Annotated in this window: 11 protein-coding genes and 1 rRNA gene; 6 read left to right on the top strand and 6 right to left on the bottom strand. The window is 58.6% G+C overall.

What is annotated here, in order from left to right; translation table 11 throughout:
- Positions 1-9: 9 nt before the first annotated feature.
- Positions 10-261 carry a sulfurtransferase TusA gene (gene tusA / locus H043_RS0108180; protein WP_003226616.1) on the bottom strand — a complete coding sequence of 84 codons (252 nt, stop codon included), beginning with the start codon at positions 259-261 and terminating at the stop codon, positions 10-12.
- Positions 262-439: 178 nt separating this feature from the next.
- Positions 440-1,513 carry a 23S rRNA (cytidine(2498)-2'-O)-methyltransferase RlmM gene (gene rlmM, locus H043_RS0108175; protein ID WP_027611436.1) on the bottom strand — a complete coding sequence of 358 codons (1,074 nt, stop codon included), beginning with the start codon at positions 1,511-1,513 and terminating at the stop codon, positions 440-442.
- A 218-nt stretch (positions 1,514-1,731) separates the two neighbouring features.
- On the opposite strand from rlmM, the gene acnA reads away from it, so the two are divergent.
- The gene (gene acnA, locus H043_RS0108170; protein WP_027611435.1) at positions 1,732-4,473 is read left to right on the top strand and encodes an aconitate hydratase AcnA; all 2,742 of its coding nucleotides are present in this window, start codon (positions 1,732-1,734) and stop codon (positions 4,471-4,473) included.
- Between the two features lie 353 nt (positions 4,474-4,826).
- Here the strand turns inward: acnA and H043_RS0108165 are convergent, their stop codons facing one another.
- On the bottom strand, positions 4,827-5,642 hold the full coding sequence (locus H043_RS0108165; RefSeq protein WP_081730199.1) for an aminoglycoside phosphotransferase family protein: 816 nt from the start codon (positions 5,640-5,642) through the stop codon (positions 4,827-4,829).
- Positions 5,635-6,123 (bottom strand): SRPBCC family protein, encoded by a 489-nt coding sequence (locus H043_RS0108160; protein WP_027611433.1) that lies wholly within the window; start codon positions 6,121-6,123, stop codon positions 5,635-5,637. Before H043_RS0108160 ends, H043_RS0108165 begins: the two co-directional genes overlap by 8 nt.
- A gap of 197 nt (positions 6,124-6,320) precedes the next feature.
- Here H043_RS0108160 and H043_RS0108155 point away from each other — a divergent pair, with 197 nt between their 5' ends.
- The 5 genes from H043_RS0108155 (at position 6,321) to H043_RS0108135 (ending at position 9,495) form a co-directional block, all read left to right on the top strand.
- Positions 6,321-7,241, top strand: a complete 921-nt coding sequence (locus H043_RS0108155; RefSeq protein WP_027611432.1) for an ADP-ribosylglycohydrolase family protein — start codon at positions 6,321-6,323, stop codon at positions 7,239-7,241.
- Between the two features lie 56 nt (positions 7,242-7,297).
- A complete protein-coding gene (locus H043_RS0108150) occupies positions 7,298-7,702 on the top strand; it encodes a lysozyme inhibitor LprI family protein (protein WP_027611431.1) in 405 nt (134 codons plus the stop codon).
- 220 nt (positions 7,703-7,922) lie between these two features.
- Complete coding sequence (locus tag H043_RS0108145; protein WP_027611430.1) at positions 7,923-8,528, top strand: DUF2975 domain-containing protein; 606 nt, start codon at positions 7,923-7,925, stop codon at positions 8,526-8,528.
- Positions 8,529-8,537: 9 nt separating this feature from the next.
- Entirely contained in the window at positions 8,538-8,744 is a 207-nt protein-coding gene (locus H043_RS0108140) for a helix-turn-helix transcriptional regulator (RefSeq protein WP_003226632.1), read from the top strand.
- Between the two features lie 79 nt (positions 8,745-8,823).
- Entirely contained in the window at positions 8,824-9,495 is a 672-nt protein-coding gene (locus H043_RS0108135; protein WP_027611429.1) for a hypothetical protein, read from the top strand.
- 68 nt (positions 9,496-9,563) lie between these two features.
- On the opposite strand, the gene mrdA is transcribed toward H043_RS0108135, so the two are convergent.
- Both mrdA and rrf read right to left on the bottom strand, forming a co-directional pair.
- Positions 9,564-11,456, bottom strand: coding sequence for a penicillin-binding protein 2 (gene mrdA, locus H043_RS0108130; protein WP_027611428.1), 1,893 nt, complete (start codon positions 11,454-11,456; stop codon positions 9,564-9,566).
- 236 nt (positions 11,457-11,692) lie between these two features.
- A 5S ribosomal RNA gene (rrf, locus tag H043_RS0108125) occupies positions 11,693-11,808 on the bottom strand.
- Positions 11,809-11,832: the final 24 nt, after the last annotated feature.

Genomic DNA, 11,832 nt, shown 5'->3' with positions numbered 1-11,832 from the left:
GCCTGAGGGTCAGGCTTGTTTCTTGCGGATCCAGTACAGATAAGTACCAGCCTCTTCGTGCTGGCCCACCAGTTCGTGGTCGAGAAACACGCAGAACTTGGGAATGTCGCGACGGGTCGAGGGATCGGTGGCAATCACCTTGAGCAGGCCGCCAGGTACCAGGTCTCGGATGTGCTGGTGCAGCATCATCACCGGTTCCGGGCAATTGAGACCGGTGGCGTCGAGGGTGCCGTCGACCGGCGTGTCGATCATTTCACTCATGATTCACTCCTGAAACTGGCCGGCATTGTCGCGCATTGCCGGGTGCTCAGTCATCTGTAGCGAGGGGATTTATCCCCGATGGCTTGCGGGGCGGCCGCAAAGACTGGGGATGCGCTACATCCCATCGGGGATAAATCCCCTCACCACAGAGATCATTCCCACAGGGTTTAGTGGTGACTTAGCGGGATTTGGCTTTCTTGATGTCATGCCGACGCAAATGGCAGGTCACTTCCTCGCGGTCGTGATACAGCTGCTTGCAGCCAATATCCACCTTGATCCCGCGCGCCTTGAAGCCATCGGCGATGCGTTCGAGCAAGCGCTTCACTTCGGCATAGCGCTGTTTCATCGGCAGTTTGAGGTTGACCACCGCTTCGCGGCAGTGGCCCTCGCCGATCCACTCTTCAAGCATCGCCGCGTTACGCGCCGGCTTCTCGACGATGTCGCAGACCATCCAGTCCACCGGCTGCTTGGGCTTGAAGGTGAAGCCGTCGGCCATCAAGTGCTGCACCAGCCCGGTGTCCATCAGACTTTCAGCCATCGGGCCGTTGTCGATGGCGGTCACCAGCATGCCGCGGTTAACCAATTGCCAGGTCCAGCCGCCCGGTGCTGCGCCGAGATCGACGCCGGTCATGTCGCTGTGCAGGCGCTCGTCCCACTGATCACGCGGGATGAAGTGGTGCCAGGCCTCCTCCAGCTTCAAGGTCGAACGGCTTGGCGCCTCGCGCGGAAACTTCAGGCGCGGAATGCCCATCGGCCACATCGCCGAGTTGCCGGCGTCGGCCATGCCGAGAAACACTTCGCGACCACTCTTGAAGGTCAGCAGCAGGCGCGGTTTGTTCGCGTCGTCCACCAGTTTGCCGGCGCCGGTCAGCGCCTTGCGCAGCGGGCCTTCGAATTTCTTGCAGAAGTTCGACAGCTCTTTGCCGTCGTTGGTGTCGACCACTTCCAGCCACAGGCTGCCGCAGACCGGGAAGTCCGCCATGTGCTCGAGGATCACGCTGATACGGTCGGTTTCCGGCAGATTGATGAAGACGCCACGCGCCCATTGCCGCGGGAAAATCAGTTCGGCGAAACGCTGACCGCGCATCAGGCGCTCGGCACCGTCTGCTTCGGTGCAGACAAACTCGGCGTACGCGGTGGCCGGTTTGGCCTTGGCGTAGCCAGCTACGTTGAGTTTGGCGGCGAGGTCGGAAATCTCCGAACAGACTTCGCCTTCGAAGCCTGGTCGGCAATGCATGAATAGGGTGTTCATTCTTACTCCTGGGCAGAGGGCGGACATTCGGCCCCTGCTGCTCAAGCCTTGCGGTGAAGCAAAGCCTGTCACGAAAACCGGCGCATGATAGCCGATGTCGGAACCTTGGACTTGCCCATAGAGTCCAGTTATTAGCCAGCTACTGAAAACAGGGCTACGTTGATAGCTCTGCCCGTCCCCTCAATCCGTAGCCGTGCGGATTCAAAGGAGTGATCGTAATGCCGTCCCTCGATAGTCTGAAGACCCTTAAAACTCTACAAATCGACGATAAGACCTACCACTATTTCAGCCTGCCCGATGCCGCCAAGAGCCTTGGCAATATCGACCAGCTACCCATGTCGCTGAAAGTCCTGCTGGAAAACCTGCTGCGCTGGGAAGATGAAAAAACTGTCACTGGCGCCGACCTCAAGGCCATCGCTGCCTGGCTCAAGGAGCGCCGCTCCGACCGGGAAATCCAGTACCGCCCGGCCCGTGTATTGATGCAAGATTTTACCGGTGTACCTGCGGTAGTGGATCTCGCCGCGATGCGCGCCGCCATGGCCAAGGCCGGCGGTGATCCGCAGCGAATCAACCCGCTGTCGCCGGTGGATCTGGTGATCGACCACTCGGTGATGGTCGACAAATTCGCCACCCCGAGCGCCTTCGAACAGAACGTCGACATCGAGATGCAGCGCAACGGCGAGCGTTATGCGTTCCTGCGCTGGGGCCAGAGCGCCTTCGATAACTTCAGCGTGGTGCCACCAGGCACCGGGATCTGCCACCAGGTCAACCTCGAATACCTCGGGCGCACGGTGTGGACCAAGGATGAGGACGGCCGCACCTACGCCTTCCCCGACACGTTGGTCGGCACCGACTCCCACACCACCATGATCAACGGCCTCGGCGTACTCGGCTGGGGCGTCGGCGGGATCGAGGCGGAAGCGGCGATGCTCGGCCAACCGGTGTCGATGCTGATTCCGGAAGTGATCGGTTTCAAACTCACCGGCAAACTCAAGGAAGGCATCACCGCCACCGACCTGGTGCTGACCGTCACGCAGATGCTGCGCAAAAAAGGGGTGGTCGGCAAATTCGTCGAATTCTACGGCGACGGTCTCGCCGACCTGCCACTGGCCGACCGCGCGACCATCGCCAACATGGCCCCGGAATATGGCGCGACCTGCGGCTTCTTTCCGGTCGATGACGTAACCCTCGAATACCTGCGCCTGTCCGGTCGCCCGGCCGAAGTGGTGAAACTGGTCGAGGCCTACACCAAGGCCCAGGGCCTATGGCGCCTTCCCGGTCAGGAACCGGTGTTCACCGACAGCCTGGCGCTGGACATGGGCAGCGTCGAAGCCAGTCTGGCCGGACCAAAGCGCCCGCAGGATCGGGTTTCGCTGCCGAACGTGGCGCAGGCCTTCAGTGACTTCATGGACCTGCAATTCAAGCCCACCAGCAAAGAAGAAGGCCGTCTGGAAAGCGAGGGCGGCGGTGGCGTGGCCGTGGGTAACGCCGATCTGGTCGGCGAAACCGAGTACGAATACGAAGGCCACACCTATCGCCTGAAAAACGGCGCGGTGGTAATCGCCGCGATCACCTCCTGCACCAACACCTCCAACCCGAGCGTGATGATGGCGGCCGGTCTGCTGGCGAAAAAAGCCGTGGAAAAAGGCCTGACCCGCAAGCCGTGGGTCAAGAGTTCGCTGGCACCCGGGTCGAAAGTGGTCACCGACTACTACAAGGCGGCGGGGCTGACGCAATACCTCGATCAACTGGGCTTTTCGCTGGTCGGTTATGGCTGCACCACGTGCATCGGCAACTCCGGGCCACTGCCGGAACCGATCGAGAAAGCCATTCAGAAAGCCGACCTCACCGTGGCGTCGGTGCTCTCCGGCAACCGCAACTTCGAAGGCCGGGTGCATCCGCTGGTCAAGACCAACTGGCTGGCCTCGCCACCGCTGGTGGTCGCCTACGCCTTGGCCGGCAGCGTGCGCACCGACATCAGCACTGAACCGCTGGGTAATGACCAGCAAGGCAATCCGGTTTACCTGCGCGACATCTGGCCGAGCAGCAAGGAAATCGCCGAGGCGGTGAATCAGGTGAACACCGCGATGTTCCACAAGGAATACGCCGAGGTGTTTGCCGGCGACGAGCAATGGCAAGCGATCCAGGTGCCGCAGGCCGCCACCTATGTGTGGCAGGACGATTCGACCTACATCCAGCATCCACCGTTCTTCGACGACATTTCCGGACCTTTGCCGGTGATCACCGACGTCAAGGGCGCGCGGGTTCTGGCGCTGTTGGGCGATTCAGTAACCACTGACCACATCTCCCCTGCCGGTAACATCAAAGCTGACAGTCCGGCCGGGCGCTATCTGCGCGAAAAAGGCGTGGAGCCGCGGGACTTCAACTCCTATGGCTCACGGCGTGGCAACCACGAAGTGATGATGCGCGGCACATTCGCCAACATCCGCATTCGTAACGAGATGCTCGGCGGCGAAGAAGGTGGCAACACGATCTACATCCCGAGCGGCGAGAAAATGCCGATTTATGATGCCGCCATGCTGTATCAGGCCTCGGGCACGCCGCTGGTGGTGATCGCCGGTCAGGAATACGGTACCGGCTCCAGCCGTGACTGGGCGGCCAAAGGCACCAACCTGCTGGGCGTCAAAGCGGTGATCGCTGAAAGCTTCGAGCGTATCCACCGTTCCAACCTGGTGGGCATGGGCGTGTTGCCGCTGCAGTTCAAGCTCGATCAGAACCGCAAGAGCCTGAACCTCACCGGCAAGGAAACCCTGGATATTCAGGGCCTGACCGGTGTCGAGCTGACCCCGCGCATGAACCTGACGCTGGTGATCACCCGTGAAGACGGGCGCCAGGAGAAAATCGAGGTGCTGTGCCGCATCGATACGTTAAATGAGGTGGAGTACTTCAAGTCCGGCGGGATTCTGCACTACGTGTTGCGGCAGCTGATCGCCTCTTGATTGCTTGATTCCTGTGGTGAGGGGATTTTTCCCCGATGGACTGCGCAGCGGGCCCTTTTTTGGGTCGCTTCGCTACCCATCGGGGATAAATCCCCTCGCTACAGATGCTCGACACAAGCACTTTTCTGCAGGCGAAAAAAAACCCGCCGAAGCGGGTTTTTCCCAAGACCATTATCGACTCCCTGTCGGCAGCGATCCTTGCTATGGTCGATCATCCGTGATCCTGAAACACTCCCTGTGTCTCAGTTGATGGGTGTAGATTACGCCGTGGATCCAATCGGCAATAGTCGCAAAAGCTACCACCGCGTGTAAGACATTCGCTATACCAGCCCTTCCGAAAACCCTTAGCCCTCTCAGTCATCCAGCAGGCAAGCGGCGATTTGCGCGACCTGCAGCTGTTGGGCAGCCTGTTGCTGCGCATCGTCCTCCAAGAACCAGGCGGCCGACAATCCGGCAAACGCCAGCACCCATTGCAGCAAGCGTCGGCGATCAAGCCCGGACGCCTCGACGATCACCTCAACCTGCCGGCGCAATCGCTGTGAATCGCCAGCCGTCGGCAAGTCCGGGTTGCAGATCAGGTTGGCGTAGTCATAACCGCGCTCGCCGCGTATTCGTTTGGGATCAATAGCGAGCCAGCCGTGTGCAGCGAAATCGAGAACATTGTCGTGGTGCATGTCACCGTGCAGCACCACCACGTCCTGCGGATCTGCGAGCAAGGCTTCAGCCGCTCGCAGGCTCAGGGCATAGGTCCCGCCATGTTCGGCCGCGGCCACGCGCAGCGAGGCGAACCACGGTGCCAGCTCCACCAGCGGCGGTGGCGGCGTCGGGCGCGGCGCATGCAAGCGCGCTAGTGTCGTGCACATGATCTGCGTGGCTTCGTCGTCTTCACCGTTGAGCGCCATGTGCATCAACGAACGCCGGCCCATAGCCCGTTCCAGTAACAAACCTTCCTCGTGATGGGCCAGCACCCGCGCTGCGCCCTCACCGTCCCACCAAGTCATCAGTCGATTGCCGAATTGCTCGTCGGTATCCAGCGCAACCTTGAGCATGGCCGGCGTGTCGCCAAAACGCACCGGCAACAGACGGCTGCCGGGGGTGATGACCGGCTCACCGTCCGGTACCAGCGCCCAGCGTTGCAACCAGGGTTCGAAGATTGCGCAGTCAGTCACCATCACGCTCGCGGGTCTTGGCGCTTTCGGCGAGAAACTGTTCAAGTCGACTCAGCTGTTCCTCCCAGCCACGGCTGTCCATGTAATACGCCTCCTTCTGCCGCACGTCGGGAATGTGCGCGAAGCCGGACTCGGACACTTTGAGCAAAGTGCCGCCCTCGTAATCCTGCAGCTCGAACTTGACCAGCGTCGTCGGCTCCTGTGAATAGTCGATCTGTGGATTGACCGCGTACGGGTGCCAGCGAAACGAAAACAACTGCTGTGGCTCGACCCGCTCGACGAGCACGTTCCACAACACGTGTTCATAACCAGGATACGTGACCTGCCCTTGCGTCCATTCCCCGGCAATGAACCGCCTGCCCTCCAGCGCCACACCAAACCACTGGCCAAACGCCTCGGCATCGACCAATGCGCGCCAGACATAAGAACGCGGCGCCTTGAGCGTGATTTTGCGTTCGAAACTATTGGGTACCGGTTTCATAAGTCACCTCCTGTTTTGAACAGTAGGCTTGTATGACCACATGTCCAACCTGAAGTTGTATCAAAGGGCTGCACCTGTTCAGTCCAAAGGAAACATTCGGCGGCATTTCCGATCGTTGAATGAGTGAATGACTGACGCAACCCTCTCGCTGAACCTGTTACCTTTTCCAGCGAAATGGAAACAAACAAGGACGAAGCATGCAGCCATCTCTATCCGAACGTTATCGCGGCGCTCTGCTCGGTCTCGCTTGCGGCGACGCCGTCGGCACCACGGTGGAGTTCAAGCCACGAGGCTCATTCCAGCCGCTGACGGACATGGTCGGCGGTGGCCCCTTTCACTTGAAGCCCGGACAATGGACGGATGACACCTCGATGGCGCTGTGCCTGGCGGAGAGTCTTCTGAGCAAAAACACATTCGATGCGGCGGACCAGATGGGACGCTATCTGAACTGGTGGCGGTGGGGATATCTCAGCTCGACGGGGGATTGTTTCGATATTGGAATGACCGTCAGTCAGGCACTGTCGCAGTATCAGCAAACCGGTCAGCCCTTTGCAGGGTCAACCGACCCGTTTACCGCCGGCAACGGCTCACTCATGCGTTTGGCGCCGGTGGTGCTGTTTTTCTTCCCTGACGTCCAGCAGATCCGCCAGTTCGCCAGCGACAGTTCGCGGACAACCCACGCGGCCCCTGAAGCCATCGAATGCTGTCAATTGTTTGCCGAACTGATCGCCAACGCGCTGTTCGGTACCTGCAAAAGCGAACTGTGCAGGCTGCCGCGCTCAGCTTTCACTGAGCCTAAAGTTGCCGCGATTGCTCGAGGAGATTATCTGGCCAAATCAGTCAATGATATCCGTGGCAGCGGCTACAGCGTTGAGTCGTTGGAAGCCGCGCTGTGGTGTTTTCATCACACCGACAGTTTTACAGCGGCGATTCTGCAAGCCGCCAACCTCGGCGATGATGCTGACACCACTGCCGCGATCGTCGGTCAATTGGCCGGGGCCTATTATGGCGTTCGGGCGATTCCTGCCCACTGGCTGGAAATGCTTCATGACGGCGAGGAGATCGCAGCCACTGCGGATCGCCTGCTCGGAGCCTCTCGACTGCGCGTTCCTGAATAGAAGCACCATAGCCGCTAAACTGCTCTGCACCTTCATCCGACACAGTGAGATTAACCATGCTCCCACGCTTGCTCCTGGCCCTGACACCCGTCCTGTTCACGCCTCTCGCCCACGCCGCCGTCGACTGCGCCAACGCCAGCGATCAGGCCACCATGAACCAGTGCGCCGGGCAGGAATTCAAGGCAGCGGACAAGGAGCTGAACGCGGTGTATCAGCAGATCACTAACCGTTTGAAGGACAACGCCGACAGCAAAAAGCTGCTGGTGAGCGCGCAGCGGGCGTGGATCGGCTTTCGTGATGCCGAATGCAAGTTTTCCGCGTCCGGTGTGGACGGCGGGAGTGTTTATCCATTGATTTACAGCAATTGCCTGACCGAGGTGACCAAGGTGCGGGTCGAGGCGCTGAAGCAGTATTTTAAGTGTCAGGAAGGTGACATGAGTTGCCCGGTGCCAGGGGCCTGATGTAGCAGGGGTTTCAGTTTCGCCGACAGGTTTGTTGATTCCCCACTCGGAGCACCTGTCGGCGCGCTGGCCAGCCTACCGACTCCCCGCACCATTGCGAGCGACCATGCGGAGCCGGATCAGAAGAGGATACCAAAACAACAAAATCAAAATTAATTATTGTTATTAGATAATTTATCATCGAGAATTCGCTACCAAATTGTAGCAACCAGGAATTTTCATGAGTACTCGCATCAACGGATTGGCGCTGCAGCGCATGCATTGGATCGGGCTGCTGGCAGCAATTCTCGTCTGGGTTCTGGGGGTAACGGAGGTCGGCGGCAACGCAACGATCTGGTTCTTCAAAAAGGATGAAATGCTGGCGGGCCTGCTCTATGCCTTTGCTGAGGGCTCGCCGCAATTGCTTGACCCGTTTGTCGAAGGTGCACTGCTTGATCCCGACACCTGGCTGTCATCAACGGTCACGGCGCTGATCGTCTTTCTGGATTTCCTGCCCGTGGTCCTGTCGGCTTACGCGTTATGGCTGACCGGTTTGTTCTTTCTGCGCTTGTCGCGCGGCGAAACCTGGACCGACCGCAACATCAGGGTCCTCTGGCGAGTAGGCGTGCTCTGCATCGTTTCTCCGGCGACCTATCCGTTAATAGAGACCTTGCAAGGTCTGGCGTTGTCGATAGATCTGCCGCCGGGGGATCGGATTTTCCAGTTCTCGATCGGCATGTCTTCCGCATCTGCCTACGAAATAATCAAAGGCGTATTACTCTGTATTTTTTCAATTATCATGCGTGACGCAAAAGTACTCAGCGATGAGCAAAGCCAATACATATAGAACAATATAATGACCATTATTGTCCGCCTTGACGTAGTCATGGCCACGCAAAAAATTCGTTCAAAAGAGTTAGCCGCCCTGCTCGGGATCACCGAGGCGAATCTGTCATTGCTAAAAAACGGCAAAGTCAAAGGCGTGAAGATGGCAACTCTGGACAAGCTCTGCGCCGCGCTCGATTGCCAGCCGGGCGATCTGCTGGAATACCAGAAAGACTAAGCCCGCTGGTGGCGGTTTATTTATCGCCCCCTCATCCGTTTAACTTTTATTCAATCCTTAGTTGCAAGGCGTCTTTGTCATGTCCCGTTATTTGTTCTGCGTCCTATTAATGCTGACCGCGTTGCTTGGCGGCTGCGCCACGCAAATAGACGTAGCACTCAACGCAATACCTGATCCGGACTATCCGTTCGATCGAAAGGCAACCGTGCTGGTGACCTCGGCCAACGGCGCCGATGAGAACGCACTGAATGCCCGCTACTATCTTCGCGACATGGTCAACGCACTGAAAGACAGAGGCTTTCAGGAGGTTTATACCGACGCCAGCCTGCCCAGGAATCACGCGCCGATCAAAATGACCGTCACTCTCGATATCGGCAGCCGGCAAGTGTCTTATCGCTATACCGCCACCGACTATGGGCAAGTTCCAACCAGCACTACGACCGTGTGCAAGAACGCCAAGAAGAAAGATGACCGACTGACCTGTACCAGTAAGCCCAATACGACCTATGGCCCGGTGGGAACGTCAGAGCGTATCGGCTACACCACCCTCAGTACCTTCACTGTCACCGCCCGGGATGAGGCGAGTAAGCGCACGGTGTATCTGCTGCGGGCGTCGTCTTATAACGAGGACTGTCAGGCCGCCAAGGTCGAAGCGTTTCTGGTCGAGCAGGGCCTGCAGAATTTGAACTTCCAGGATCGCATGCAACGCAACTACAGCGTCACGATGCCGGAGGGTTACAGTTGCAAGTAGTCAGTTGCCCAAACGTAAGAGCTTCACAGCTCAGCCGGCGAGAGGCGGTGCTGTGAAGCTGACTCGGGTTAGACGTGGGGATCACCCGGCGGCTTGGCCGGTGCCGCGTATTGCGGCTTGAGGTGGCCGTCCTGGTCCAGTAACCAGGCGTCCATGATCTGCCGCACCACAGGGCCGGCCACTCGGCCACCGGCCTCACCGTTTTCGATCATCACCGAGATGGCGATCTTCGGGTGCTCCGCCGGAGCGAAACCAACGAACAAGGCGTTGTCGCGATGACGTTCGAGGGTTTTCTCCCGGTTGTAGCGCTCGCCTTGCTTGATCGCTACCACTTGCGCGGTACCACTCTTACCGGCAATCCGATACTGCGCACCTGCCGCTGCGGCGCGCGCGATACCCCGGGCATCGTGCATCACCATCTGCATCCCGTGGTTGACCTGATCCCAGTCACGCGGGTTTTTAAGCAGGATATTCGGCATCGGATGCTCGTCGACCGGCGCCACACCATCGACCGTCTTCGCCAAGTGCGGACGATTCCATACGCCCTTGTTGGCAATCAGTGCGGTAGCCTGAGCCAGTTGTAGCGGCGTAACCTGCATGTAACCCTGGCCGATACCCAGGATCACCGTTTCCCCCGGGAACCAGGCCTGACGGCGCGTGGCACGCTTCCAGGCCTGAGACGGCATCAAACCGGGCGACTCTTCGAACATGTCCAGCGAGACCTTTTCGCCAAGGCCGAACATCGCCATGTAGTCGTGCAGGCGATCGATGCCGAGCTTGTGTGCCAGATCGTAGAAGTAGGTGTCGTTGGAGCGCATGATTGCCGCGTCCATGTCCACCCAGCCATCGCCACTGTGGTTCCAGTTGCGGTACTTGTGATCGAAATCCGGGAGTTGGTAGTAGCCTGGGTCAAAGACGCGGGTCTGCGGCGTCACGACACCGGCATCGAGGCCGGCGATTGCCACTTCCGGCTTGATGGTCGAGCCCGGCGCATAGAGGCCGCGCAACACACGGTTGAACAGCGGGCGGTCGATGGAATCGCGTAGCGCCGAGTATTCCTTGGAGCTGATGCCAGTGACGAACAGGTTCGGGTCGAAACTCGGATTGCTGACCATGGCCAGCACTTCACCGGTGGACGGGTCGAGAGCCACCACCGAGCCACGACGGTCGCCCAGTGCGGCTTCCGCAGCCTCCTGCAGTTTGACGTCGAGACTTAGAACGATGTTTTTGCCAGGGACCGGATCGGTGTGCTTGAGCACCCGCAATACTCGGCCCTGGGCGTTGGTCTCAACTTCTTCATAGCCAACGTGACCGTGCAGTTGCGCTTCGTAGAAGCGTTCGATACCGGTTTTTCCGATGGACTGCGTGCCGCGGTACTCTACCGAATCGAGGGTCTTGGATTCTTTTTCGTTGATCCGGCCAACGTAGCCGATCGAATGCGCGAAGTGCGCCCCCAACGGGTAATGCCGAACGAACTGCGGCTCGACATCGAGGCCAGGCAAACGGAACTCGTTAACCGCCAACACGGCGATTTGTTCCTCCGTCAGCTCGTAGAACAGTGTCACCGGGGTGAATGGGTGACGGGACTGCTTCATGGCCTTATCGAAAATCGTACGATCTTCGGCGGGTAAATGCAGCAGATTAATTACCTCGTCCAGCTCCTGATTAACATCAGTGGCGCGTTCGCGGGTAATGATCAGGTTGTAACTGGGACGGTTATCAGCGAGCAGCACACCATTGCGATCGTAGATCAGGCCTCTTGTCGGCGGAATCGGCAAGACGTGCACGCGGTTGTTTTCAGAGATGGTCGAGTGGTAGTCGTATTCAACCACTTGCAGGATGTACAGGCGTACCACCAGCGCGCAACTGATGGCAAAGACGAACAGAGCGCAGGCGATCAACCGCTTGTTGACCAGACGCGTCTCTTTTTCGTGATCCTTGATCGGGATGGGTTCAGGCATTTCTACAGCAACTCTTTGACATAAATTGAGTGCCGATCCGTGGGCATGACATCAGTCCGTTAAAAAACGAGCTGCACCATACCAAAAACCGAGTGGTCACTTCAGAAGGATTTTCCCTAATGGCAGTCCCGGCGACGGTTGGAACTCTCGTGCCGTCTGACTCTGACGAGAGAAGCACTTTCCTGCGGGCAAAACAAAACCCCAACTGCTTTCGCAATTGGGGTTTCGGAATTTAATCTTGACGATGACCTACTCTCACATGGGGAAACCCCACACTACCATCGGCGATGCATCGTTTCACTTCTGAGTTCGGGATGGGATCAGGTGGTTCCAACGCTCTATGGTCGTCAAGAAATTCGGGTACTGACTCGTGACC

Source organism: Pseudomonas sp. URIL14HWK12:I6, from assembly GCF_000514195.1.
Taxonomy (GTDB): Bacteria; Pseudomonadota; Gammaproteobacteria; order Pseudomonadales; family Pseudomonadaceae; genus Aquipseudomonas; species Aquipseudomonas putida_A.
The sequence above is the reverse complement of the archived record's forward strand: the minus strand, read 5'-3'. Positions and strand labels throughout refer to the sequence as shown.

Excerpts from the sequence above, each read along its gene's own strand:
- tusA (WP_003226616.1), bottom strand. The coding sequence starts at position 261 with ATGAGTGAAATGATCGACACGCCGGTCGACGGCACCCTCGACGCCACC.
- rlmM (WP_027611436.1), bottom strand. The coding sequence starts at position 1,513 with ATGAACACCCTATTCATGCATTGCCGACCAGGCTTCGAAGGCGAAGTC.
- acnA (WP_027611435.1), top strand. The coding sequence starts at position 1,732 with ATGCCGTCCCTCGATAGTCTGAAGACCCTTAAAACTCTACAAATCGAC.
- H043_RS0108160 (WP_027611433.1), bottom strand. The coding sequence starts at position 6,123 with ATGAAACCGGTACCCAATAGTTTCGAACGCAAAATCACGCTCAAGGCG.
- H043_RS0108155 (WP_027611432.1), top strand. The coding sequence starts at position 6,321 with ATGCAGCCATCTCTATCCGAACGTTATCGCGGCGCTCTGCTCGGTCTC.
- H043_RS0108150 (WP_027611431.1), top strand. The coding sequence starts at position 7,298 with ATGCTCCCACGCTTGCTCCTGGCCCTGACACCCGTCCTGTTCACGCCT.
- H043_RS0108145 (WP_027611430.1), top strand. The coding sequence starts at position 7,923 with ATGAGTACTCGCATCAACGGATTGGCGCTGCAGCGCATGCATTGGATC.
- H043_RS0108140 (WP_003226632.1), top strand. The coding sequence starts at position 8,538 with ATGACCATTATTGTCCGCCTTGACGTAGTCATGGCCACGCAAAAAATT.
- H043_RS0108135 (WP_027611429.1), top strand. The coding sequence starts at position 8,824 with ATGTCCCGTTATTTGTTCTGCGTCCTATTAATGCTGACCGCGTTGCTT.
- mrdA (WP_027611428.1), bottom strand. The coding sequence starts at position 11,456 with ATGCCTGAACCCATCCCGATCAAGGATCACGAAAAAGAGACGCGTCTG.